Below are 25,355 nucleotides of genomic sequence, written 5' to 3'. Positions count from 1 at the left end.
TCGATCCGGACGGGATCTTTAATTTATCTCGTCATCGCTTTTGGTTATGACGCGCGCCCTGTCATTAATTTCCCTTGCGGCATAAATTTCTGCTTGCCTCTCAAAGCGGTGCGGGTGGTATAGTCAAAAAAACGACACAAAACATCTACGCCACACGCATAAATTATTATAAGAGGTTCTTATATCTATGGATCAGACACGCTCTCTGGAAAGCTTTCTTGCCCATGTTCAGCAGCGCGACCCGCACCAAAGCGAGTTTGCCCAGGCCGTTCGTGAAGTCATGACCACCCTGTGGCCCTTCCTTGAGGAAAATCCGCGTTACCGTCAGATGGCGCTGCTTGAACGTCTGGTAGAGCCGGAGCGCGTCATCCAGTTCCGCGTGGCGTGGGTGGACGACCGCAATCAGGTGCAGGTCAACCGCGCGTGGCGCGTGCAGTTTAACTCCGCCATTGGGCCGTTTAAGGGCGGGATGCGCTTCCACCCCTCGGTGAACCTGTCGATTCTGAAATTCCTCGGCTTCGAGCAGACCTTTAAAAATGCGCTCACTACCCTGCCGATGGGCGGCGGTAAAGGCGGGAGTGATTTCGATCCGAAAGGCAAGAGCGAAGGCGAAGTGATGCGCTTCTGCCAGGCGCTGGTCACTGAGCTCTAACGCCACCTTGGGCCGGACACCGACGTTCCTGCCGGGGATATCGGCGTGGGGGGGCGTGAAGTGGGCTTTATGGCCGGGATGATGAAAAAGCTCTCCAACAACAGCGCCTGCGTCTTTACCGGCAAAGGTCTGTCGTTTGGCGGTAGCCTGATTCGCCCGGAAGCGACGGGTTATGGTCTGGTCTATTTCACCGAAGCGATGCTTATGCGTCACGGGCTGAGCTTCGAGGGGATGCGCGTGGCGGTCTCCGGCTCCGGCAATGTGGCGCAGTACGCTATCGAGAAAGCGATGGCGTTTGGCGCGCGCGTGGTGACCGCCTCCGACTCCAGCGGTACCGTGGTGGATGAAGCTGGCTTTACGGCAGAAAAACTGGCGCGTCTGTGCGAAATTAAAGCCAGCCGTGACGGTCGGGTAGCGGATTATGCCCGTGAATTTGGCCTGACCTATCTGGAAGGTAAACAGCCGTGGGGCGTGCCGGTGGATATCGCCCTGCCGTGCGCGACGCAAAACGAACTGGACGTGGATGCCGCCCGGACGCTGATTAGCAATGGCGTGAAAGCGGTAGCGGAAGGGGCAAATATGCCCACCACTATTGAAGCGACCGACCTGTTCCTGGACGCGGGCGTGCTGTTTGCGCCAGGCAAGGCGGCGAACGCTGGCGGCGTGGCAACATCCGGTCTGGAAATGGCGCAAAACGCCGCGAGAATGGGCTGGAAGGCAGAGAAAGTGGATGCCCGTCTGCACCACATCATGCTCGATATTCATCACGCCTGCGTGGAGTACGGCGGCGAGGCCTCGCAAACTAACTACGTGCGCGGGGCGAATATCGCCGGGTTCGTGAAGGTGGCCGATGCGATGATCGGACAGGGTGTGATCTAACCGCGATTCGCCCGGCGATATGTTTCGCCGGGCTATAAACGTACCACTATTCCGGCCAGCAGTAGCGCGCCACTTCCGCTAACCAGCAGCGAAACAACGCTGTGTCTGCGCATTATGCCGCATAACATCCCCAGCCCCACAGCCAGCAACAATACAGCATTCACCATATGCAGCGCTTCGCCGAAGCGTAGCCAGTGACGCAGACAGAGCAGCGCCGGAACCAGCGTCGCCCATCCGGTACGACGCCATGCCAACAACGTTCGCTCTGGCTGGAGTCCCGGATCGCGATTCACGGCGCCCCCTGCCACAGCAATACCGCAAGCAGCAATCCTGACAACAGGATAAATCCCCCCAGCAGAAGTAATCCGCGCGTATAGGGTAGATCGCTCCCCAGCCGCATCGCATATTCATTGTGACGCCAGCGCCGCCAGGCGATGATCCCCAACGCTGATGCTACGCTCAGCAGCGACGCGGAAAGGATGGTGCGCAACGCAACGGAGGAAAGCTGAGGCGAAAATTGTTCAATCCCCACTGCCCCCGCCATCAGGGCCAGCGCGGTGCGGATCCACGCCAGGAAGGTACGCTCATTTGCCAGCGTAAACCGGTAGTCTGGCGTTTTGCCCGCCAGCCACCATTTACCGCGCGGGCGTGGAGGAAATGACGAATTATTCTCCTGAAGACTCACGTTTGATTCTTTCCTTAATCAACAGTTCTTTTATAGAAAGCCCGGTTGACGCACTGTCGCGCAGATTATGCCGGGTGATTTCGGTGCAGAGGAATTCGATAATAAAAAGCTGAGAAAGTCGTGTGGCGATAGAATCCCCCTGAAACGGCCCTGCGCTGCCGCAGGTTAATAGCCAGTTATCGGCAAGCTCGGTCAGCGGCGACTGGAGGTTATGGGTAATCGCCAGGCAATGCGCCCCGGCCTTACGCGCCAGCCGGAAAGCGTTGACCACCTCTGGCGTTTCGCCCGAGTGAGAAAAGGCTACGACCAGATCTTCCGGCTTAAGATTGGCAAGCTTAAGGGTCATCGTAAAACGATCGGTGTAAGCCTCTGAATCAATCCCCTGGCGGTTCATTTTGTCCCTGGCTTCCATGGCTGACAGGCCTGATGCGCCGAAACCAACAAACAGCACCCGGCTGGCCGTCAGGAAACGGTCAACCACCGGATGCACCACTTTCATATCGAGCAGACCGATGGTTTCTTTTACTGTCGTCTCCAGCGTTAGCGCAATTTTCTGCGCCACTTCATTTCGTGAATCATCCAGGAAAATGTCCGGCGAGACAGGCAACGGCTGCTCACTCTCCTCAAGCAATTCACGTTTCAGCGCCGCCTTGAGATCGAGCAGGCCGCCATAGCCAATCCTTTTGCAAAAACGCACGATCGTTGCTTCACTGACCTGAATCGCCTCCGCCAGCCGGCTTACTGGCATCTGTGCCACCTGAGCCGGTTGCTCAACAATAAACCCGGCGATACGGCGATCGGTCTCACTTAAGCCACCCAAAATATTGCTGATATAGACCCGCACGTTTTCCCGATTCACGCTCATGGCGACGTTTCGCTCCTTTTGCGATAAAGACTGCCCGTATTCTGGCAATCCCCCGCTCATGCGTCCACCGTAAAGCGCAACCGGACGGTAAAAGTCTGGCTTTCTCCCGCGGCCAGATGCCGCATACCTCGTTTATTCATCGTCTGTCCGTCGGCATCCGGTGCATCGGTGGTACCGGCTAACGGCTCAATACAGAGTAAATCGGCCCCCGGCACGCCCCACAAGGCCAGCCAGGGCTGTTCGCCCGTCTCCAGCGCTAAGGCGAGCGAACCGTCGGGGGCACGAACAGAAATAATCCTGCGCTGACATTCGCCGAAATAGACGGCCCCCGCCGCAAAAGATGCTCTCGTTAGCGCAAATCGTGTTGTAGCCCGCTGTTGTCCGCCAGTGTTTAGCGTGCGATCGCAAGTAAAGAACGGTCCGCTTACCGCAGCGCTAAATTCCACCCACCAGCCGGGGCGGGAGGCAATGGCCAGGGCGAAACCAGGATGCCAGCCAGCAGAGTAAGGCAACGTTCGGCTGTCGTCATTAAAGACCGTCTGTCGAAAAGTCAGTCCACCGCCGTCGAGAGTGATTGCCTGCCGCACCCGCCAGCGGCGCGGCCAGTGTTTCAGTGTCTGCGCCGTGGAGCAGGCTTCCAGCGTCAGCGTATCCGACGTCTGCTCAACGCAACAGAACGTTTGCTCGCGTAGAAAACCATGTGCCGGGAGTGACCAGAATTCGCCGTCCAGCCACAGCCCGTCGTGTATGAGTCTCCCGACCACTGGAAATAACGGCGTGGCCGTATGGTTCCAGACCGCCGCCTGCGGTTGCCATAGCCGCTCAGTACGCGTTTGTTTGTGCCATAGGCTGACCAGCTCACCGCCTGTGGCCTGCACCGTTGCGGTATAACGTTCGTTTTCAAGTGTCCACATGCCGTTATTCTGTCCGTAACAACAGTCGGGTCTGGTAAACCAATGCCCGGTGCCGATCGCCACTAAAAAATGCGTCGATCAGGGTAAAGATATCGTCGTCGCGGAGTGTTTTCCCCGCCGGGAAGTGCGCCAGCAAATCATTATGGGCAACCCCACGCGCCTTCACGGCATGGAGGATAAAACGCAGCGCTTCTTCCACACCATGATGCTCGCACTCGGCCAGGGAATTCAGCCGTGACCAGCGCCCGGCGAAGGCCGCCTCGCGCGTTGCGCTAATGGTGTCCAGTTCGAAACGGGCAAATAACTCGGAAGGTGCATCATGCGCCTGCATCATCGCGCGCATCGCCTGTGCGTAATGCAGCGTTTTTTCGCTGTCCGCAAGCGAAACCACTTGTCCCGGATCGGCATGCAGATCAAACAGCTTATCGCCGAATCGCCACGGGTTGAGGTAGCCGAAGGTCGCCGGGATCCGCATCACCTGCGCCCCTTGAGTAAAATCGAACCCCGGATGGAGCGTAATATTTTGCAGTTCGCTGACGTTAAACATGCTGTCGATACGCGTTGGCATTAAGGTGTATTCGTACAGACTGTCTTTACCTTCTTCCCGAGGACAGCGCATATAGACGAAATTACCATCGGTGATATTGATGTGGCCGCCAAAATAGCCGAACAGGGCGTAGTCTCGCACTGGCCTGTCATGCCGCACTGCTTCACCCAGCGGTCGGCCGGTCATCGTGGCCGGGCGCGGCAGATTAAAATAGTCGAGCAGCGTGGCGGGAATATCGATAGTCTGCGCCAGCGCCTGCCGCCTCACTCCGTGTTCGCGGCTACGTGGATCGCGGATGAAAAATGGCGTATTCGCGATTTCGTTATAGACCGGCATAATATTTTTGCCCCACCACTGGTGCTCGCCGAGCAGGAAACCGTGATCGGTGCAGACGATAAAGAGGGTGTCCTCCCACAGGTTCAGCGCCTTCAGTTTATCCATCACCTGACCAAGGTAGTCATCGCACATGGTGACCAACGCCTGGTAAAACTTGCGAACCTTTTCCTCATTCTGCCCGCCCGGCGCGCCGCAGTAATACGGCACCCATCCGTCGAATTCATCGGCAGTACAGCCATACTGCGCGAGGTATTTTTCCGGTACAAAGAATGGCTCATGGGGATCAAAACATTCGATCTGCAAAAACCAGTTATCCTGGTGCTGATTGGTTTCAAGAAATTCCATGCCCGCCTGAATGGTACGATGCGTATAGTGTTCTTCCTGCCCCGGCATCGCTGCGCGGTTGATGAGATCCTGGGTCATCCGTCCGCTGCGCCTGCGCAGGGTTTCTTCATCCTCCTGACCCTGCCAGTTAATGGTCGGTTTTTCGACCTGGCCTTTCCAGCAGTCCCCCTCCTGCCCGCGAATAAACTCAAAGGTAGTGTAGCGGGTATGGTAAGTGGCTCCGCCGTCTCGCCAGTAGTGTTTGTGGTCAGTCACCAGATGAGTATGGATCCCTGCCTCACGCATAGCCTGAAAGGTTGAGAAGTCGTATGGCTCCACAGGACCCCAACTACGATGCAAAAAATTATAGCGGCCGGTATGCAGTTCCCGGCGGGCGGGCATGCACGGCATACTACCCACGTAAAAGCGATCGAACTGCGCAGACTCCTGCGCAAGACGGGTAAAATTGGGCGTAATCGCGTCGCCGCCATAGGGAGCAAGATGATTACGGGTTAGCGTATCGAACATCAACATGACTGCTTTCATAAGACGTCTCTTTTTATGAACCGATAAATTCTTCGACTTCGTTCTTAATCAGGGTGACATGGGGCCCGTACACTATCTGCACCCCTTCCCCACGAATAAAAGCACCGCGGCTGCCGAGCCGTTTAAAGTCCTCAATGACGACATCTTGCGCTTTCTTCACGGTTACGCGCAGGCGGGTAGCACAGCAGTCTACGTCGATGATATTGTCGCGCCCACCCAGCGCATGCACGATACCGGCGGCGCGTTCATTGCCCGCCATGGCCATATCTACGGCATCCTCTTCCTTCTCGCGACCCGGTGTCTTCAACTGTCGCCACTGGATCAGGAAGCGGAATGAGAAGTAGTACAGACAGAACATCACCGCGCCGAGCGGCAACATAAGCAGCCAGTTAGTTTTGGCGTTGCCCTGAAGCACACCAAACAACATAAAGTCGATAAGCCCACCGGAAAAAGTCTGCCCGACAGTGATTTGCAGGATGTGAGTTAGCATAAATGCCACGCCAGTGAGCACGATATGGACCCCGTAAAGCAGCGGCGCGCAGAACATGAATGCGAACTCAAGGGGCTCGGTGATGCCGGTAACAAACGCGGTCAGTGCAGCGGATAGCATCAGGCTGGCGACCTTCTTACGATTTTCCGGACGCGAGGTGTGGTAGATGGCCAGCGCCGCGCCCGGCAGACCAAACATGAAGTCGGCAAAGCGGCCAGCCATAAACCGTGACACGCCAATGTAGTATTCGGACACCGTAGGATCGGCAAGCTGAGCGAAGAAGATTTTCTGTGTTCCCTGGACTACCTGACCGTTAACCACCATCTCTCCGCCAACGCTGGTCAGCCAGAACGGCAGATAGAACAGGTGATGCAGGCCCAGTGGAATCAAACATTTAAGGATCATGCCGTAGAACAACGTTCCCACGTAGCCCGTTTTTTCCACCACTCCACCCAGGTGACTGATACCTGCCTGTATGTGCGGCCAGACAAAAAATAGCGCTACACCGAGAAAGATGGCGAAGAACGAGCTAACGATGGGCACAAGACGCGAGCCGCTAAAAAAGGCCAGCAGATCCGGTAACGCCGTTTTACCGAAGCGTTTTTGCACCCAATATGCCAGCAGGCCGCTCATGATGCCTCCCATAACGCCGGTTTGAAGGCTAACGATGCCCAGGACGTTTGCTTGTCCTGCCGCGGCCAGATTGTCCGACGCCAGCGTGCCTGAAAGGAGCAGCGAGGCGTTAATGGCCTTGTTCATGACGATGTAACAAAGCACCGCAGCCAGCCCGGCAGTCCCTTTGTCGCTGCGCGCCATGCCAACCGCGATACCCACCGCAAACAGTAGTGAAAGGTTATCGAACACCACGCTGCCACACAGTTTCATCACGGTAAATAGTGTCTGAAATACCGTGTTATCCAGCATCGGATAGGTCGCAAGGGTCACCGGATTGGTAAAGACGCCGCCAAAGCCCAGTAACAGCCCAGCGGCGGGCAGAACCGCAATAGGTAGCATGAACGACTTACCCAGATTTTGTGCGCCCGCAAACAATTTGTTCATAAAAGCCCCTGATATTGGCGTAATGAAGTTTATGTTTCATTTTATTCGTGCTTATATGAAATCTATATTTCGATCGTTTTTTTATAAAGTCAAAACGCAGTGAGAGAAAAGTGAACAGCATCACCTTTTACCTGGAAGGCTAAGGAGCCTGTATGAACCGTCCCTTTCATCTGATGGCAAAGTCTGTGAGCTATCAGTGCAACATCGCCTGTGACTACTGTTTTTATCTGGAAAAGGAGCACGGGACGCTTCAGCCCCGTCAGCCGTCGCGACACATGGATGACGCAACGCTGGACGCGTTTGTCCGTCAGTACATTTCGGCGAACCCAGGGCCGGAGGTGGAATTCACCTGGCAAGGCGGTGAACCAACGCTGGCAGGCATTGCTTTTTATGAGCGGGCGCTGCGGTTACAGCGTAAATATGCCGATGGGAAACGCATCACCAACAGTATTCAGACCAATGGGGTGCTCATTGATGAAGCGTGGGCATCGTTCCTGGCCGCAAACCATTTTCTGGTGGGACTCTCGATTGATGGTCCCGCCTGGTTACACGATCGGTACCGCAAAACCCGTAGCCAGGGCTCAGTGTTTGACAAGGTTGTCCGCGCCATGTCGCTACTGCAACAACACAATGTCGACGTGAATGTGCTGACCGTCGTAAACAACGTCACTGCCGAACACCCGCAGGAGATCTATCGTTTTCTCACCCAAGAGTTGGGGGCAAGATTTGTTCAATTTATCCCTGCCGTTGAGCAACGACCGCTGGCAGAAAAATACGGCGAACTGCTTTATCCACAGTCGCTTGCCGGGGGTAGCGTCACCGAATGGTCAGTATCCGGCGAGCAATGGGGTAAATTTATCAACGGCGTTTTCGACCTGTGGGTACGCCACGATGTGGGGCAGGTTTATGTCCAGCTGTTTGACAGCGCTCTTGCAGCGTGGCTGGGGGAGAAACCCTCTTTATGCGTGATGCAATCCTCCTGCGGTTATGGGCTCGTCGTAGAGCAAAACGGTGACGTCTACAGTTGCGATCACTATGTTTACCCTGAGCACCGCCTGGGCAATCTGCGCAGAGATAGCCTGGTAAAAATGGCGAACAGTAAAAAGCAGCGGAAGTTTGGTTTAGCGAAAACAGCGGTATCCGCAGAGTGCATGCGCTGCGACTGGCGCTTCGCCTGTCACGGAGGGTGTCCGAAGCACCGTATCCATAAAAACGGGCAGCGGTGGCACAACCATCTTTGCGCAGGCTATAAAGTCATATTCAGTCATATGGATCCGTATATGCGTTTTATGGCGCAGCAGATCCGGGTGCGACAACCGCCTGCAAAGGTAATGGAAGTGGCAGGGATTATTGCCGGGCGGCAATAGTGTCAACAACACCATTGCTGTTTTCGTGGAGATGATCCCTTTTTCCTCGTGAAGCAGGTTTATTATTACCGACGTTTTGGGTGCAAGAATATCGTCTTACATTGAGGGATCGATGATGAAACTGTGTGCGATGTTTGCTTCTTTGATTGCGTTATCCGCATCAGCGTTTGCGGCGGATTATCCGGTGTTAACCCCTGCACAACCGGATACCGTGGGCTTTAATGTTAAAAAAATAAACAGTATGGTTCGCTGGATCCAGCAGCAAGTTGACGCTGGCTACCCCGGGATGAATGTGCTGGTGATAAAAGATAACCACATTGTATTTCAGAAAGCCTGGGGCTACGCCAAAAAATATGACGGCTCGCATTTAGCCAGCAATCCTGTTATGGCCACCACGGACACCATGTACGATCTGGCTTCCAATACCAAAATGTATGCAACAAACTTTGCGCTACAGAAGCTGGTCTACGAAGGCAAAATAAGCGCGACCGACCTTGTCGCGAAATATATTCCAGGGTTCGCGGATAACCCCACCGACAAAATTAAAGGAAAAGATGCCCTGCGAATTATTGATATTTTGCATCATACCGCCGGCTTCCCGGCCGATCCGCAATATCCAAACAAGCGTGTTGCAGGCAGCCTCTACTCTCAGGATAAACAGACCACGCTGGAGATGATTAAGCGAACGCCGCTTGATTATTCGCCAGGTACAAAACATGTCTACAGCGACATCGATTACATGATCCTCGGATTTATCATCGAGTCCGTTACCGCAATGCCGCTTGATGTGTATGTTGAGAAACATATTTACCAGCCGCTCGGCCTGAAGCACACGGTGTTTAACCCTCTGTTAAAAGGCTTTAAGCAACAGCAAATTGCCGCCACCGAACTTAACGGTAACACCCGGGATGGTGTAATCAGTTTTCCGAATATTCGTACCACTACCCTCTGGGGCCAGGTTCATGATGAAAAGGCATGGTATTCCATGGAGGGCGTTTCAGGTCACGCAGGTCTGTTCTCAAATACACATGATATTGCCGTGCTGATGCAGACCATGCTTAACGGGGGGCATTATGGCAACGTTACGTTATTTGATCAGAGTACAGTAGATGAGTTTACCCGTAGCTCGGCAGCAGATGTCACCTTTGGACTGGGCTGGAGGGTTAACGGTAATTCCTCTATGACCCCAACCTTTGGCGTACTGGCAAGCCCTCAAACCTATGGGCATACGGGCTGGACAGGCACGCTCACCGCCATTGATCCCGTAAAACGTATGGCGATTGTCATTCTGGGCAACCGACCACACTCCCCCGTCGCTGATCCTAAAATGAATCCGAATGTTTTTGTCAGCGGGACCTTACCTGCGGCAACATATGGATGGATTGTCGATCAGATCTATGGCGCACTGAACGAGTAAACGCCACCCTTCATGCCGGGTGGCGGCTTCGCCTTACCCGGCCTACGGTTTAAGCGGTTGTATTTTTGGCTGCGCTTTTCTTCTTTTTGAACGGTTTCTTCGCCCCGCCGCCCGGGGCGACCATTCCCCGGAATCGCTTCACTGGCGTACTGCGCGCCTGGTCAATCAGCTGATAAAGCGTCCCTACCAGCGGCTGCATAAAGTCCTGATAACGGCACTGCTTTTCGCTGATCTGCGTCAGCACCGACTCCCAGTGCGCGGTCATGTCCGGCCTGGCGGCCAGCTCCGGCAGCGAATGAATTAGCGCCCGGCCCGGTTCTGTTGAATGGATGTAACGTCCCTTTTTCTCCAGGAAGCCGCGCTTAAAGAGCAGTTCGATGATCCCCGCGCGGGTCGCCTCCGTCCCCAGACCGTCGGTGGCGCGCAGGATCTTCTTCAGATCTTTATCCTGCACAAAGCGGGCGATGCCGGTCATGGCCGAAAGCAGCGTCGCATCGGTGAAGTGGCGCGGCGGCTGGGTTTGTCGTTCAACCACTTCGCCCTTCTCGCACAGCAGTTCGTCGCCTTTGGCCACGACCGGCAGCGGCGTGCCGTCGTTCTCTTCGTCACGCTCTTTGTTGCCGAGCAGCGTGCGCCAGCCCGCTTCTGCAAGGAAACGCGCTTTGGCGATAAATTTGCCTTTGGCAATTTCCAGTTCAATAACGCACTTGCGGAACACCGCGTCCGGGCAGAACTGCATCAGATACTGACGCGCGATCAGGTTATAGACCTTTGCTTCGTTGTCGGTCAGGTTGACGTTGCTGGTGCGCGCCGTCGGGATTATCGCGTGGTGAGCATCGACTTTTTTATCGTCCCAGCAGCGGTTATGGGTATCCGGGTTTACCGCCGGTTGCGGCAACAGATCCGGCGCATGGACGCCAATGGCATTCATCACCGAGTGGCGTCCGGCGAAGTGTTCTTCCGGCAGATAGCGGCTGTCCGAACGCGGATAGGTGATCAGCTTGTGGGTTTCGTAGAGCTTCTGGCAGATATCGAGCACGTTCTGCGCGCTAAGACCAAAGCGCTTAGCCGCCTCAATCTGCAACGCCGAAAGGGAGAACGGCAGCGGTGCGGGCTCCGTTTCCCGTTTGTCGTTATAGCTGGTGACGATTGCGGGCTGGCCGGTAATGCGGTTGACCACGTGCTCCGCCAGCGGGCGATGCAGCAGCCGTCCCTCTTCGTCCTGATATGACTCACAGGCATCGCTTGGCTGCCAGACGGCGGTAAAGCGTTCGTCTTTCGGCGTGACGATATGCGCTTTGACTTCGAAGAAGTCTTTGGCGACGAAATTTTCGATCTCTTCGTCGCGACGCACCACCAGCCCCAGCACCGGTGTCTGGACACGACCGACGGAGAGTACGCCCTGATAACCCGCGTTGCGCCCGAGAATGGTGTAGGCGCGGGTCATGTTGATCCCGTACAGCCAGTCCGCACGGGCACGCGCCAGCGCGGAGACACACAGGGGAATAAATTCGCTGTTGGCGCGCAGGCGTGAAATGGCCCGCTCTACCGCCTGAGGGTTGAGGTCGTTGATCAGGCAGCGCTGCACCTGCTGGCGCTTTTCCGGCGCCAGCTCCAGGTAGTCCAGCACTTCATCGACCAGCAGTTGCCCTTCCCTGTCCGGGTCACCCGCGTGGACCACTTCCGTCGCCTCATGCAGGAAGCGCTTAATGACGTTGAGCTGTTTGGTGACGGAAGGACGCGGTTGGAGACGCCACTTTTCCGGCACAATCGGCAGATCGTTGAGGTTCCAGCGGGCGTAGCGGCTGTCGTAGACATCCGGCTGCGCCTGTTCAAGCAGGTGACCGATACACCAGGTGACCACCTGCCCGTTACCGCATTCGATAAAGCCGTCTCCTTTGCGATGCGGCCTGGGCAGCACATCGGCGATGGCACGCGCCAGACTCGGCTTTTCGGCAATAAACAACCGCATCGAATTAACGGATCTCAATCATCGGGCGACCACCGCGGGCGGTCACCAGCTCACCAATGGCCGTCAGGGTGATGCCAAACTCGGCAGCCGTCGCCTGAACGTCAGCTTCAGCTTCCGGCGTCACCGCCAGCAGCAGGCCGCCGGAGGTTTGCGGATCGCACAGCAGGTTACGCCACGCTTCCGGCATTTCGCCCATTAAATGGCCGTAGCTGGCGAAGTTGCGCTGCGTCCCGCCCGGCACTGCGCCCTGAGCAATGTACTCTTCCACGCCCGGCAGCTTAGGCACATCCTGATACCAGACCTGCGCCTGCACGCCCGCGCCCTGACAGACTTCAGAGAGGTGCCCCAGCAGACCAAAACCGGTCACGTCGGTCATGGCCTTCACGCCGTCGATATTGGCGAATGCCGCACCGGCGAGGTTCATCTGGCACATCACTTCCGTTGCCAGACCGATATGCTCGGGCTTCAGCAGGGATTTCTTCTCGGCAGTGGTCAGTACGCCAATGCCCAGCGGCTTAGTGAGGAACAGCTTGCAGCCCGCCTGCGCCGTGCTGTTGCGCTTCACGCGCTCGGTCGGCACCACGCCGGTGACGGCCAGGCCGAAGATCGGCTCCGGCGCATCGATAGAGTGACCACCGGCCAGGGCAATACCCGCCTGCTGGCAGGCAAAGCGTCCGCCTTCGATCACGTCGCGGGCAATCTCCGGCGGGAGGGTGTTAATCGGCCAGCCCAGAATGGCGATCGCCATAATCGGTTTACCGCCCATCGCAAAGATATCGCTGATGGCGTTGGTGGCCGCAATGCGCCCGAAGTCGAACGGGTTGTCGACAATCGGCATAAAGAAGTCAGTAGTGCTGATAATGCTGGTGCCGTTACCCAGGTCATAAACCGCTGCATCGTCACGCGTTTCGTTACCGACAAGCAGGTTCGGGTCGACAAACTTCGCCTGCTCACTGTGCAGGATGGTCTCCAGCACTTTCGGGGAAATTTTACAACCGCAACCGGCTCCGTGGCTGTATTGCGTTAAACGAATGGTTTGCTCGCTCATGGACGTCTCCTGTCATCTCAATCGCGCTATGGTAGCGCTCATTCCATAAAGAGGTAAGTATGACTGTCTGAATTCTGCGGCGGATGCTCAGAATCCAGACAGTTTAGCGCGGGTGATTAAAAACGGCTGACGAAAGGCGTGGTGTCCGGCACGCTAATGGTGCTGGAAGCTTTAAGCTGCGGGGTGCCAAGATAGAGGAAGCCGACAATTTTATCCTGTTCGCCGCAGGAGAAACCTTCCCGCACGGCGGCGCTCCCGGTCAGCGGTCCGGTGCGCCAGATGCCATTGAAGCCCTGCGCGACGGCGGCCATTTGCATCGCCATTACCGCGCAGCCTGCGGACATTTCCTGCTCCCAGACCGGCACCTTATGGTCGGCCTGACATTTCGCCACGACAGCGATGATCATCGGCGCGCGGAATGGCGCACTGCGGGCTTTATCAATCCCCTTCTCATCCTGGCCTGCGGCAACAGCCCCCTGCTCCAGCAGCTGGCTGAAGCGGTCGCGCCCTTCGCCTTCAATAATAAAGAAGTGCCACGGCTGCAATGTGCCATGGTCCGGCGCACGCATTCCGGCACGCAGAATGTTTTCCAGCTGCTCGCCGACGGGTGCCGGTTCGGCCAGGCGGGAAGCGCTACGACGGTTAACAAGCAGTTCAAGTGCGTCCATTGGTTAACTCCTTTCATGAAATTTACTCACAAAATTAACACGACAGCAGAATTTGTTACAGCGTGGCAGGCGATTCCTGCTGACAAGTGGCGGTTGGGTCATTACGATAACCGCACATTACCGTCCCGTGGCGACGGAAACAGTCCTTTTCTGGTTAGGGAGAATACATGCGAACCCTTTGGCGAATCTTTGCCGGTTTCTTTAAATGGACGTGGCGACTGCTCAACTTCGTCCGCAACCTGGTGATGAACATCTTCTTCATCTTCCTGGTCCTGGTATGCGCAGGTATCTGGATGCATATCAGCAACGCAAACCAGTCGCAGCATTCGACGCGCGGCGCGCTGTTACTCGATATCACCGGGGTGATTGTTGATAAGCCATCGACCAGCAACCGTCTGGGCGTGATTGGTCGCCAGCTGTTCGGCGCAACGTCAGACCGTCTTCAGGAAAACTCCCTGTTTGATATCGTCGACACCATCCGTCAGGCTAAAGACGATCGTAACATTACCGGTATCGTGCTGGACCTGAAAGATTTTGCCGGCGCCGATCAGCCGTCAATGCAGTACATCGGTAAGGCGCTGCGCGAATTCCGCGACAGCGGTAAACCGGTTATTGCCATTGGCGACAGCTACACCCAGGGACAATATTATCTGGCGAGCTTTGCCAATAAGATCTGGCTTTCGCCACAGGGTACGGTCGATCTGCATGGCTTTGCCACTAACGGTCTGTACTACAAATCGCTGCTCGACAAGCTGAAGGTCACCACCCACGTCTTCCGCGTTGGGACCTATAAATCCGCCGTGGAGCCGTTTATCCGCGATGATATGTCCCCTGCCGCCCGTGAAGCGGACAGCCGCTGGATTGGCGAGCTGTGGCAGAACTACCTCGGCACCATTGCCGCTAACCGTCAGATTACCGCTGAGCAGGTCTTCCCGGGCGCGCGCGGCGTGCTGGACGGCCTGCGCAAGGTGGACGGCGATACAGCGAAATACGCGCTTGATAACAAACTGGTCGATCAGCTGGGTTCCAGCGCTGAAATTGAAAAAGCGCTGACCAAACAGTTCGGCTGGAGTAAAGAGGATAAAAACTACAGCGCCATCAGCATGTATGACTACGCCGCGAAAAAGCCGGACGACAGTGGTGACAGCATCGCCGTGGTGTTTGCTAACGGGGCCATTATGGATGGCGAAGAAACGCCGGGGAACGTCGGCGGGGACACTACCGCGTCGCAGATCCGCGATGCGCGCCTGGATCCGAAAGTGAAGGCGATTGTCCTGCGGGTGAACAGCCCTGGCGGCAGCGTCAGCGCCTCTGAAGTGATCCGTGCTGAACTGGCCGCCGCGCGCGCCGCGGGCAAGCCTGTAGTGGTATCGATGGGCGGCATGGCGGCTTCCGGGGGGTACTGGATCTCGACGCCAGCCAACTACATTGTGGCTAACCCAAGCACGCTGACCGGTTCGATTGGCATCTTCGGCGTGATCAACACCGTAGAGAACAGCCTGGATTATCTCGGCGTCCACACCGACGGCGTTTCCACCTCGCCGCTGGCGGATGTGTCCGTCACCAAATCCCTGCCGCCTGAGGTGTCTGAGATGATGCAGCTCAGCATTGAGAGTGGCTATAAACGTTTCATCACGCTGGTTGCGGACTCCCGTAAAAAGACGCCCGATCAGATTGACCAGATCGCTCAGGGCCATGTCTGGACCGGCCAGGACGCGAAGAGTAACGGCCTGGTAGACAGTCTGGGTGACTTCGACGACGCCGTGAAGAAAGCAGCGGAGCTGGCGAAGCTCAAGCAGTGGCACGTGGACTATTATCAGGACGAACCAACGTTCTTCGATATGGTCGTGGACAGCATGTCCGGCTCCGTTCGTGCCATGCTGCCGGACGCGCTTCAGGCTTATCTGCCGGCGCCGGTGGCGACCGCGGCGAAAGCCATGAAAGCGGAGAGCGACAAGCTCGCAGCCTTTAATGATCCACAAAGCCGCTACGCGTTTTGCCTGACCTGTGCGAACGTGCGTTAAAAACCGTCCCCTCTTCCCGTGAAGAGGGGATTTTTTCTTTTGAAGAACAAGAACTCATTACCATGCAGAAGAAATCAATTTATGTCGCCTATACCGGCGGTACCATCGGTATGCAGCGCTCAGAAAATGGCTATATCCCGGTTTCCGGCCACTTACAGCGCCAGCTGGCGCTGATGCCTGAATTCCACCGTCCGGAAATGCCGGACTTTACCATCCACGAATATGAGCCGCTGATGGACTCCTCCGACATGACGCCGGAAGACTGGCAGCATATTGCGGACGATATTAAAGCCCATTACGACCAGTACGACGGCTTCGTGATCCTGCACGGTACCGACACCATGGCGTTCACCGCCTCGGCGCTCTCCTTCATGCTGGAGAACCTGAGCAAGCCCGTCATCGTGACCGGCTCGCAGATCCCGCTGGCGGAACTGCGTTCAGACGGGCAGATCAACCTGCTTAACTCCCTGTACGTGGCCGCTAATTACCCGATCAACGAGGTAACGCTGTTCTTCAACAACCGACTGTACCGCGGGAACCGTACCACTAAAGCGCACGCTGACGGCTTTGACGCTTTTGCCTCACCTAACCTGCAACCGCTGCTGGAAGCGGGGATCCATATCCGTCGTCTGGGCACGCCGCCCGCGCCGAATACCGCAGGCGAGCTGATCGTTCACCCCATCACCCCGCAGCCGATTGGCGTAGTGACGATTTATCCGGGTATTTCCGCTGACGTGGTGCGCAACTTCCTGCGCCAGCCGGTGAAGGCGCTGATCCTGCGCTCCTATGGTGTGGGTAACGCCCCGCAGAACGGTGAATTCCTGAAAGAGCTTCAGGAGGCGAGCGATCGCGGGATTGTGGTGGTCAACCTCACCCAGTGTATGTCCGGCAAAGTCAATATGGGCGGCTACGCCACCGGTAATGCCCTGGCGCACGCTGGGGTGATCAGTGGTTTCGATATGACCGTTGAGGCAACGCTGACTAAACTTCACTATTTACTGAGTCAGGATCTGGATATTGATTCCATTCGCCGCGCCATGATGCAAAACCTGCGCGGTGAACTGACGCCGGACGAATAAGGAGGTCCCATGAAGCAACGCGCCCTGTTACTGGTCGATTTGCAAAATGATTTCTGTGCGGGCGGTGCGCTGGCCGTCGCGGAAGGCGACAGCACCGTAGACGTCGCGAATTCGCTGATTGAGTGGTGTAAAGCTCGTGGTGAAGCGGTGGTGGCGAGTCAGGACTGGCATCCGGCAAACCACGGCAGCTTTGCCAGCCAGCACAACGTTGAGCCTTACAGCCAGGGCGAACTGGACGGGCTGGCGCAAACCTTCTGGCCCGATCACTGCGTGCAGCAGACGGAAGGCGCTGAGCTGCATCCGCTGCTGAACCAGAAGGCCATCGACGCGGTGTTCCACAAAGGTGAAAACCCAACCATCGACAGCTACAGCGCGTTCTTTGATAACGGTCATCGTCAGAAGACGGCGCTGGACGCGTGGTTGCGCCACCATGAGATCACCGAGCTGATTGTGCTGGGCCTGGCGACGGATTACTGCGTGAAGTTCACCGTGCTGGATGCGCTCCAGTTGGGCTATACCGTGAATGTCATCACCGACGGCTGTCGCGGGGTGAATATTCAGCCGCATGACAGCGCTCAGGCGTTTATGGATATGGCCGCAGAAGGCGCAACGCTGTATACGCTGGCTGACTGGATGGAGACGCAGGCGTAAGCTTTTTAGCCGGGTGACGGCTTAGCCTTACCCGGCCTACTTTCTCTGGTTTTGTAGACCGGGTAAGCGTCAGCGCCACCCGGCATTTCTTCCCCAATCCCCATAAAGTGAACTCCCTCGCATCACAAGCGAAACGGCGATGCTATTCTCTTCAGGCTGTTTTTTCGCCACGCCTTTTCTGTGGCGTGGTTATTTTTATTTGGTCAAAGAGGAACTTATATGAAACGTTTGCCCTTGCTGGCAGCATTACCCTTGCTTTGCGCGTCACTGGCTTCCGCCGCGCCCCTGATGTCCGTGGGCTACTTCAATGGCGGTGGCGATGTTACCGCCGGACCGGGTGGCGATATTAATAAACTCGACGTCCGCCAGATCACTCACCTCAACTACTCGTTTGGTCTGGTCTATAACAACGAGAAAGACGAAACCAACGCCGTGCTGAAAGATCCGGCAAAACTGCATCAAATCTGGTTATCACCTAAGGTGGCATCCGATCTGGCGTTACTTCCTCAGCTTCGTAAACAAAACCCGAACCTGAAAGTCCTGCTTTCCGTTGGCGGCTGGGGCGCGCGTGGTTTTTCTGGTGCCGCGGCGACCAAAGAGAGTCGCGCGGTATTTATTCGCTCCGCGCAGGAGATCGTCAGTCAATACGGCCTGGACGGGATCGACCTGGACTGGGAATATCCGGTCAACGGCGCGTGGGGACTTGTCGAAAGCACCCCTGCCGACAGGGATAATTTCACCGCGCTGTTAAAAGAGATGCGTGACGCGTTTGGTAAGAAAAAGCTGGTCACGATTGCGGTGGGCGCGAATGCGGAAAGTCCGAAAAGCTGGGTGGATGTGAAAGCCATTGCCCCCCTGCTCGATTACATCAACCTGATGACCTACGACATGGCGTACGGTACTCAGTATTTTAACGCGAATCTGTATGACTCCAGCGCCTGGCCGACCGTGGCCGCTGCCGATAAATACAGCGTCGATTTTGTGGTGAATAACTATCTGGCCGCCGGGCTGAAGCCGCAGCAGATGAACCTCGGAATTGGTTTCTATGGGCGCGTGCCGAAACGTGCCGTAGAGCCAGGGATCGACTGGACGAAACCGGATGCGCAAAAAAATCCTGTCACCCAGCCCTACTTCGGGCCGCAGGAACTGAGCCTGTTTAAATCGCTTGGCTATGATCTGACCAAAGATACCTATGTGAAATACAACGATATCGTCCGCAAACTGCTGAACGATCCGCAGAAACGCTTTACCGAGCACTGGGACGAACAGGCGAAAGTGCCGTGGCTGTCGGTGAAATCCGCCGACGGTAAGGCGCTGTTTGCGATTTCCTATGAGAACCCGCGCTCCGTGGCGATCAAAGCGGATTACATCAAGGAAAAAGGTCTGGCTGGCGCCATGTTCTGGGAGTACGGGGCTGACGACGAGAACCAGCTCGCGAAACAGCTGGCGGAGTCGCTTGGGATCCCGCATCAGTAGTAAGACAATCAAGCCCTCTCCCACGGGGAGAGGGTTGGGTGAGGGCATCAACCCGCACCGTTATTGCATTTTCATCGTCGCAATCGGCTTCGGCGTGATGCCGAAGTCTTCTTTCAGCTCGCGCTTGCTTTTCATCACCATCTGACCGTTAGTGTCGATGGTCATGTGCTGGGCGTCGGTATTGTGACGCGCCTGCCACAGCATCACCAGCTGCAAACTGTTCTCTTTTTGCTCAGGTGTGAGCGCCACACCGTCCGGCCATTTTCCCAGCTCAACGGCCGTCACCAGACGCTGATAAACCTCCGGGGTCATACCTGCAATCATGTCATCAATATTCATGATCTCTCCCTTTCAAAGGAATAATTTGCTGAATCGTTTTTTCAACCCTTGGTCTGGTCGCCGTTTTCATCATCGGTAAAGCTCATGGAAGCCGAATTTACGCAGAAACGCTCCCCCGTCGGCTGCGGGCCATCCGGGAAAACATGCCCGAGATGGGCGTCGCAGTTCCCGCAACGAATTTCGGTGCGTACCATGCCGTGCGAGGTGTCCGTCAGGTAGCGGATCGCATCATCGCTTACAGGCTCGTAAAAGCTCGGCCAGCCGCAGCCAGAATCGTACTTCGTCTGGGAGTTAAACAGCGGTGCATCACACACCAGGCAGTGGTAGACGCCTTCCCGTTTGTTGTGCAGCAAACGCCCGGAAAACGGCGGTTCTGTGCCGTGATTTTGCGTCACGTAAAACTGCATCTCTGTAAGGTTTTTTTTCAAATCGTCGGGGTTACGTTGGTTCGACATATGCTTACATCTCGCTGTTGAAACAGACATCTTTTAACCCAGATTCTAACAAAACATTAACACCCGCGCGTGCACTTTTGTTCTAAACTTATGTGCCGCGAAAAGGCGGTCAGGCAATTGTGATCAATTTCACATTTTAATCCTGCGAGGCCTTTAAAATTCCGGGCGCAGCCCCCATGTGGTTGCTAGCTCAAAGGGAAAGTGAGGCGAGTCAGTCGCACAAACGTTAGTCACAGGATTGATTTGTCGCAATGATTGACACGATTCCGCTTGACGCTGCGTAAGGTTTTTGTAATTTTACAGGCAACCTTTTATTCACTAACAAATAGCTGGTGGAATATATGACTATCAAAGTAGGTATCAACGGTTTTGGCCGTATCGGCCGTATTGTTTTCCGTGCTGCTCAGAAACGTTCTGACATCGAAATCGTTGGTATCAACGATCTCCTGGACGCTGAATACATGGCGTACATGCTGAAGTACGACTCAACTCACGGTCGTTTCGACGGCACCGTTGAAGTGAAAGACGGCCACCTGGTTGTTAATGGCAAAACCATCCGCGTTACTGCTGAGAAAGACCCAGCTAACCTGAAATGGAACGAAATCGGTGTTGACGTTGTAGCTGAAGCTACCGGTATCTTCCTGACCGACGAAACTGCACGTAAACACATCACTGCGGGTGCGAAGAAAGTTGTTCTGACTGGTCCTTCCAAAGACAACACCCCAATGTTCGTTCGCGGTGCAAACTTCGAAACTTACGCTGGCCAGGACATCGTTTCCAACGCATCCTGCACCACCAACTGCCTGGCACCGCTGGCTAAAGTTATCAACGACAACTTCGGCATCATCGAAGGTCTGATGACTACCGTTCACGCAACCACCGCTACTCAGAAAACCGTTGATGGCCCGTCTCACAAAGACTGGCGCGGCGGCCGTGGCGCGGCTCAGAACATCATCCCATCTTCTACCGGTGCTGCTAAAGCAGTAGGTAAAGTACTGCCAGAACTGAATGGCAAACTGACTGGTATGGCGTTCCGCGTTCCAACTCCTAACGTATCCGTTGTTGACCTGACCGTTCGTCTGGAAAAAGCTGCTTCTTATGAAGAAATTAAGAAAGCAATCAAAGCTGCTTCCGAAGGCCCAATGAAAGGCGTTCTGGGTTATACCGAAGACGACGTTGTATCTACCGATTTCAACGGCGAAGTGTGCACTTCCGTGTTCGATGCTAAAGCAGGTATCGCACTGAACGACAACTTCGTGAAACTGGTTTCCTGGTACGACAACGAAACTGGCTACTCTAACAAAGTACTGGACCTGATCGCTCACATCTCCAAATAAGTTGAGATGAGTGCTTGATCCTAAAAGGCGACTTCGGTCGCCTTTTTTATTGTTTTTAGACAGAGGATTGCTTAATGATTAATAAAATTTTTGCACTTCCGGTAGTCGAACAACTTACCCCTGTGCTCTCCCGCCGTCAGATCGACGGTGCCGATATCATCGTCGTTGATCATCCGCGCGTTAAAGCCTCCGTAGCGCTCAATGGCGCCCACCTGCTCTCCTGGAAACCAGAAGGTGAAGAAGAAGGCCTGTGGCTGAGCGAGGCCACCTCGTTCAAAAAAGGGGCGGCGATCCGCGGCGGCGTACCGATCTGCTGGCCATGGTTTGGCCCGTCAGCGCAGCAGGGTTTACCCTCACACGGTTTCGCCCGTAACCAGCAGTGGACGCTGAAAGCCCACAACGAAGATGAAAACGGTGCGGTGTTGACCTTTGAACTCCAGGCGAATGATGAAACGCGTGCCCTGTGGCCACACGAGTTCACCCTGTATGCCCGCTTCAAGCTGGGTAAAACCTGCGAGATTGAACTGGAAGCGCACGGCGAATTTGAAACAACGTCCGCCCTGCACACCTATTTCAACGTAGGCGACATTCAGGCCGTTAAGGTGAGCGGACTTGGCGATACCTTTATCGACAAAGTGGATAACGCGAAAGAAGGCAAGCTGGACGACGGCGTGCAGACTTTCCCGGATCGTACCGACCGCGTGTATCTGCACCCGGAAGCCTGTAGCGTCATCCACGACAGCGCGCTGAACCGCGGTATTGATGTGGTTCATCACCACCACAGCAACGTGGTGGGCTGGAACCCGGGCCCTGCCCTTTCCGTCAGCATGGCGGATATCCCGGATGACGGTTACAAGACCTTCGTGTGCGTGGAAACCGCGTGCGTGACCGCGCCGCAGAAAACCAGCGAAGAAAAACCGTCCCGCTTAGGCCAGACGATCAAGATTGTGAAGCGCTAATATTGTTCAGGCATCATAAAAAACAAACGGGGCGCTAGCGCCCCGTTTTAATGCATCACGTTCTGGTCAGAACTTGTAGGTCACACCCACGGAGAAGATGCCAGACCAGGACTTGTCGACCATCGGGCTGTCTTTCACCTCATCGCTCAGACGAATGTAACGGCCAGTGCCGTACACATTCCAGTCACCGAGGAAGTTATACGAGGCGGTGAGTTCCAGGTACGGGTCCCAGCCATCATCCGCGCTGTAGCTCTTCAGACCGCTGCGGCGAGACTCCGCTTTAGACACGCCATAGTAGTAGTCGTTGTAATTCTCGCTGCTGTACTGCACACCAATACCCGGCGTCAGCGTCACTGCGCCGTTGGTATAGCGATAAAGCCACGCCAGATCCCAGATGAAGCCGTTGCTGTTGTCCAGGGTATCGCCCGCCAGCGCAGTGCGCAGGAAGCCATACTCGGTATTATGGACGTAAGAAAGCCCCGCCATCAGTGAGCTTCTGCGTTTGTCCAGCTGACGAAGCGCATTGCTGTCGCTGTCGCCTGGTTTAAAGTGCGTTGGATCGTAATAGGCCATGATGGAGAGCTTATCGGCCGTATCGTTCCACAGATAGTAGCCACCGCCCAACCCACGGAACCAGAAGTTATCGCCTTCATAGGTGACAACGGGGACAGGATAAACGTCGCGGTCATACTGCTTGTACGGGCTGTTAATCACGCCAGCACCCGCGCCAACAGTCCACTGGCTCTCAGCCTGTACGGTGCTCGCTGCGGTAGCGGCAAGGATGCCCAATGCCAGAAGTTTGAGTTTGGTCACAATCCATTCTTTCCTGTAGTCAAATAATCAGCGGGTGAAGTGTAACCGCCATTCCCGTACATCCCAAAATTTTTTGCGCGCTAATCCGTTTGATTAACCCGTTATTTTTCATTTTTCAGATGACATCCCGCTTTCATTTATGTGACCGATAAATGAAAAACCCACTTTTCGCTTATAACCGCAGTGGAAATTTTTGGATGAGTTATTGATATGTCATTGAAAGTAGATTTTATCCGTATGCAAGTTTTGCAATTGCCATCTACGCTTTAATTTAAGAAGAGGTTTTGCTGAACACCCTGCGGTTCATAGCCTTCGACCTGGCACACAGGTTGCTGCTCTGGCAGTGAGGTGCGAAAAATTCTCTTCCGGGAGCCTCCACTACTCATACGAACGGCTCTTATCCTGTGCTAAAAAACGAAAGGACGGCATGCCATGAATATATTCGATCACTATCGCCAGCGCTACGAAGCTGCCAAGGACGAAGAGTTCACACTGCAGGAGTTTCTTACCATTTGTCGGCAAGATCGCAGTGCCTATGCCAATGCGGCAGAACGGCTATTGATGGCTATTGGTGAGCCAAACATGGTTGATACTGCCCTGGAGCCACGGCTTTCCCGTCTATTTTCGAATCGGGTGGTCGCCCGATACCCGGCGTTTGAAGAGTTCTATGGCATGGAAGACGCCATTGAGCAGATCGTCTCCTACCTGAAGCATGCCGCTCAGGGGCTGGAAGAGAAGAAACAGATCCTTTACCTGCTGGGTCCTGTCGGTGGGGGTAAATCCTCCCTGGCTGAACGGCTGAAAGCGCTGATGCAGCGCGTGCCGATCTATGTGCTGAGCGCCAACGGCGAACGCAGCCCGGTCAATGACCATCCGCTGTGCCTGTTTAATCCGCAAGAGGATGCGCAAATTCTGGAAAAAGAGTTTGGAATTCCGCATCGCTATCTCGGTACGATCATGTCGCCGTGGGCGGCAAAACGTCTGCACGAGTTTGGCGGGGACATCACCAAGTTCCGCGTCGTGAAAGTGTGGCCGTCTATCCTCGAGCAGATCGCCATCGCTAAAACTGAACCCGGTGACGAGAACAACCAGGATATCTCGGCGCTGGTGGGTAAAGTCGATATCCGTAAGCTGGAGCATCACGCGCAAAACGACCCGGATGCCTACGGTTATTCCGGTGCGCTGTGCCGCGCCAACCAGGGGATTATGGAATTTGTCGAGATGTTTAAAGCACCGATCAAAGTGCTGCATCCGCTACTGACCGCCACCCAGGAAGGGAACTACAACGGGACAGAAGGTATTTCCGCCCTGCCGTTTAACGGGATTATCCTTGCCCACTCTAACGAATCTGAATGGGTGACCTTCCGTAACAACAAAAACAATGAGGCGTTCCTTGACCGTGTGTACATCGTCAAAGTGCCTTATTGCCTGCGGATCTCCGAGGAGATCAAGATTTACGAAAAACTGCTCAACCACAGTGAGCTGGTTCATGCCCCTTGCGCACCGGGAACGCTGGAAACACTGTCGCGCTTCTCGATCCTGTCGCGCCTGAAAGAGCCGGAAAATTCCAGCATCTACTCAAAAATGCGCGTGTATGACGGTGAAAGCCTGAAGGATACCGACCCGAAAGCGAAATCGTACCAGGAATACCGCGATTACGCCGGGGTCGACGAAGGGATGAACGGTTTGTCGACGCGTTTCGCGTTTAAGATCCTCTCCCGCGTCTTTAACTTCGACCACGCGGAGGTGGCCGCCAACCCGGTACATCTGTTCTACGTGCTGGAACAGCAAATTGAACGTGAACAGTTCCCACAGGAGCAGGCTGAACGCTACCTGGAGTTCCTGAAAGGCTACCTGATCCCGAAATACGCCGAGTTTATCGGCAAAGAGATCCAGACCGCCTACCTGGAATCCTATTCCGAATACGGCCAGAACATCTTCGACCGGTACGTCACCTACGCTGACTTCTGGATCCAGGATCAGGAGTATCGCGACCCGGATACCGGCCAGCTGTTTGACCGTGAATCCCTGAACGCGGAACTTGAAAAAATCGAGAAACCAGCCGGGATCAGCAATCCGAAAGACTTCCGAAACGAGATTGTGAACTTCGTGCTGCGCGCCAGAGCGCATAACAACGGCCGCAATCCGAACTGGACCAGCTACGAAAAACTGCGCACGGTTATAGAGAAGAAAATGTTCTCTAACACGGAAGAGCTGTTGCCGGTCATCTCGTTCAACGCCAAAACCTCAACCGACGAGCAGAAAAAGCACGACGATTTTGTCGACCGTATGATGGAAAAAGGCTATACCCGCAAACAGGTCCGCCTGCTCTGTGAATGGTATCTGCGCGTGCGTAAATCGTCTTAAGACAAGTGCCCGGTAACGCGCTTACCGGGCCAACAAAATGTCCGGTACTTACGGACGCTGCAAGTTGGCAAATGCAGTACGGGGGA

General features: G+C 55.2%; 21 protein-coding genes and 1 pseudogene. 10 read left to right on the top strand and 12 right to left on the bottom strand.

The features are described from left to right. Positions 1 to 187 precede the first annotated feature (187 nt). Positions 188 to 1,531, top strand: a pseudogene (gene gdhA, locus O1721_RS13275) (NADP-specific glutamate dehydrogenase). 32 nt (positions 1,532 to 1,563) lie between these two features. Here the strand turns inward: gdhA and O1721_RS13270 are convergent. From O1721_RS13270 to O1721_RS13245, 6 genes are read right to left on the bottom strand one after another with little or no spacing between them, the layout of a single operon-like run. Then, positions 1,564 to 1,824 (bottom strand): DUF202 domain-containing protein, encoded by a 261-nt coding sequence (locus O1721_RS13270; protein ID WP_048983776.1) that lies wholly within the window; start codon positions 1,822 to 1,824, stop codon positions 1,564 to 1,566. Next, complete coding sequence (locus O1721_RS13265; protein ID WP_032104162.1) at positions 1,821 to 2,216, bottom strand: YidH family protein; 396 nt, start codon at positions 2,214 to 2,216, stop codon at positions 1,821 to 1,823. The genes O1721_RS13270 and O1721_RS13265 overlap by 4 nt, the downstream gene beginning before the upstream one ends. Next, on the bottom strand, positions 2,197 to 3,081 hold the full coding sequence (locus O1721_RS13260; RefSeq protein WP_032104160.1) for a MurR/RpiR family transcriptional regulator: 885 nt from the start codon (positions 3,079 to 3,081) through the stop codon (positions 2,197 to 2,199). Before O1721_RS13260 ends, O1721_RS13265 begins: the two co-directional genes overlap by 20 nt. A 56-nt stretch (positions 3,082 to 3,137) precedes the next feature. Beyond that, on the bottom strand, positions 3,138 to 3,995 hold the full coding sequence (locus O1721_RS13255) for an aldose epimerase family protein (RefSeq protein ID WP_032104158.1): 858 nt from the start codon (positions 3,993 to 3,995) through the stop codon (positions 3,138 to 3,140). Positions 3,996 to 3,999: 4 nt separating this feature from the next. Then, positions 4,000 to 5,748: a sulfatase gene (locus tag O1721_RS13250; protein WP_032648038.1), complete on the bottom strand. Its 1,749-nt coding sequence runs from the start codon at positions 5,746 to 5,748 to the stop codon at positions 4,000 to 4,002. A 13-nt stretch (positions 5,749 to 5,761) separates the two neighbouring features. Beyond that, a complete protein-coding gene (locus O1721_RS13245) occupies positions 5,762 to 7,297 on the bottom strand; it encodes a PTS transporter subunit EIIC (RefSeq protein WP_032648035.1) in 1,536 nt (511 codons plus the stop codon). Between the two features lie 152 nt (positions 7,298 to 7,449). Between O1721_RS13245 and O1721_RS13240 the strand changes: the two genes are divergently transcribed. Then, positions 7,450 to 8,664: an anaerobic sulfatase maturase gene (locus tag O1721_RS13240; RefSeq protein WP_032104153.1), complete on the top strand. Its 1,215-nt coding sequence runs from the start codon at positions 7,450 to 7,452 to the stop codon at positions 8,662 to 8,664. A 115-nt stretch (positions 8,665 to 8,779) separates the two neighbouring features. Continuing rightward, positions 8,780 to 10,081, top strand: a complete 1,302-nt coding sequence (gene pbp4b, locus O1721_RS13235; protein WP_032648033.1) for a penicillin binding protein PBP4B — start codon at positions 8,780 to 8,782, stop codon at positions 10,079 to 10,081. Between the two features lie 49 nt (positions 10,082 to 10,130). Here pbp4b and O1721_RS13230 read toward each other — a convergent pair whose 3' ends face one another. From O1721_RS13230 to O1721_RS13220, 3 genes are all read right to left on the bottom strand, one after another. After that, positions 10,131 to 12,053 (bottom strand): DNA topoisomerase III, encoded by a 1,923-nt coding sequence (locus O1721_RS13230; protein WP_017384681.1) that lies wholly within the window; start codon positions 12,051 to 12,053, stop codon positions 10,131 to 10,133. 4 nt (positions 12,054 to 12,057) lie between these two features. Continuing rightward, complete coding sequence (gene selD / locus O1721_RS13225) at positions 12,058 to 13,101, bottom strand: selenide, water dikinase SelD (protein WP_017384682.1); 1,044 nt, start codon at positions 13,099 to 13,101, stop codon at positions 12,058 to 12,060. A gap of 116 nt (positions 13,102 to 13,217) precedes the next feature. After that, positions 13,218 to 13,769 carry an NAD(P)H nitroreductase gene (locus tag O1721_RS13220; RefSeq protein WP_032104149.1) on the bottom strand — a complete coding sequence of 184 codons (552 nt, stop codon included), beginning with the start codon at positions 13,767 to 13,769 and terminating at the stop codon, positions 13,218 to 13,220. A gap of 167 nt (positions 13,770 to 13,936) precedes the next feature. On the opposite strand from O1721_RS13220, the gene sppA reads away from it, so the two are divergent. From sppA to chiD, 4 genes are all read left to right on the top strand, one after another. Next, positions 13,937 to 15,793 carry a signal peptide peptidase SppA gene (gene sppA, locus O1721_RS13215; RefSeq protein WP_023303508.1) on the top strand — a complete coding sequence of 619 codons (1,857 nt, stop codon included), beginning with the start codon at positions 13,937 to 13,939 and terminating at the stop codon, positions 15,791 to 15,793. A 62-nt stretch (positions 15,794 to 15,855) separates the two neighbouring features. Then, positions 15,856 to 16,872 carry an asparaginase gene (ansA, locus tag O1721_RS13210; RefSeq protein WP_023303507.1) on the top strand — a complete coding sequence of 339 codons (1,017 nt, stop codon included), beginning with the start codon at positions 15,856 to 15,858 and terminating at the stop codon, positions 16,870 to 16,872. A gap of 9 nt (positions 16,873 to 16,881) precedes the next feature. Continuing rightward, the gene (gene pncA / locus O1721_RS13205; RefSeq protein WP_017384686.1) at positions 16,882 to 17,523 is read left to right on the top strand and encodes a bifunctional nicotinamidase/pyrazinamidase; all 642 of its coding nucleotides are present in this window, start codon (positions 16,882 to 16,884) and stop codon (positions 17,521 to 17,523) included. Between the two features lie 219 nt (positions 17,524 to 17,742). Next, on the top strand, positions 17,743 to 18,999 hold the full coding sequence (gene chiD, locus O1721_RS13200; protein ID WP_032104147.1) for a chitinase ChiD: 1,257 nt from the start codon (positions 17,743 to 17,745) through the stop codon (positions 18,997 to 18,999). A gap of 60 nt (positions 19,000 to 19,059) precedes the next feature. On the opposite strand, the gene O1721_RS13195 is transcribed toward chiD, so the two are convergent. Together O1721_RS13195 and msrB are read right to left on the bottom strand one after the other, a co-directional pair. Then, positions 19,060 to 19,338: a YeaC family protein gene (locus O1721_RS13195; protein ID WP_003857863.1), complete on the bottom strand. Its 279-nt coding sequence runs from the start codon at positions 19,336 to 19,338 to the stop codon at positions 19,060 to 19,062. A gap of 41 nt (positions 19,339 to 19,379) precedes the next feature. After that, positions 19,380 to 19,793 carry a peptide-methionine (R)-S-oxide reductase MsrB gene (gene msrB, locus O1721_RS13190; RefSeq protein ID WP_003857865.1) on the bottom strand — a complete coding sequence of 138 codons (414 nt, stop codon included), beginning with the start codon at positions 19,791 to 19,793 and terminating at the stop codon, positions 19,380 to 19,382. A 341-nt stretch (positions 19,794 to 20,134) separates the two neighbouring features. Between msrB and gapA the strand changes: the two genes are divergently transcribed. Together gapA and O1721_RS13180 are read left to right on the top strand one after the other, a co-directional pair. Continuing rightward, entirely contained in the window at positions 20,135 to 21,130 is a 996-nt protein-coding gene (gapA, locus tag O1721_RS13185; protein ID WP_006809136.1) for a glyceraldehyde-3-phosphate dehydrogenase, read from the top strand. Positions 21,131 to 21,204: 74 nt separating this feature from the next. Then, the gene (locus tag O1721_RS13180) at positions 21,205 to 22,089 is read left to right on the top strand and encodes a D-hexose-6-phosphate mutarotase (protein WP_032104146.1); all 885 of its coding nucleotides are present in this window, start codon (positions 21,205 to 21,207) and stop codon (positions 22,087 to 22,089) included. A gap of 66 nt (positions 22,090 to 22,155) precedes the next feature. Here the strand turns inward: O1721_RS13180 and O1721_RS13175 are convergent, their stop codons facing one another. Next, complete coding sequence (locus tag O1721_RS13175) at positions 22,156 to 22,902, bottom strand: MipA/OmpV family protein (RefSeq protein WP_017384691.1); 747 nt, start codon at positions 22,900 to 22,902, stop codon at positions 22,156 to 22,158. Between the two features lie 432 nt (positions 22,903 to 23,334). Here O1721_RS13175 and yeaG point away from each other — a divergent pair, with 432 nt between their 5' ends. Continuing rightward, entirely contained in the window at positions 23,335 to 25,269 is a 1,935-nt protein-coding gene (yeaG, locus tag O1721_RS13170) for a protein kinase YeaG (RefSeq protein ID WP_006809140.1), read from the top strand. Positions 25,270 to 25,355: the final 86 nt, after the last annotated feature.

This window comes from Enterobacter cloacae complex sp. HYC033_NIDB (assembly GCF_056673335.1).
This window is presented reverse-complemented; position numbering and strand designations above follow the sequence as displayed.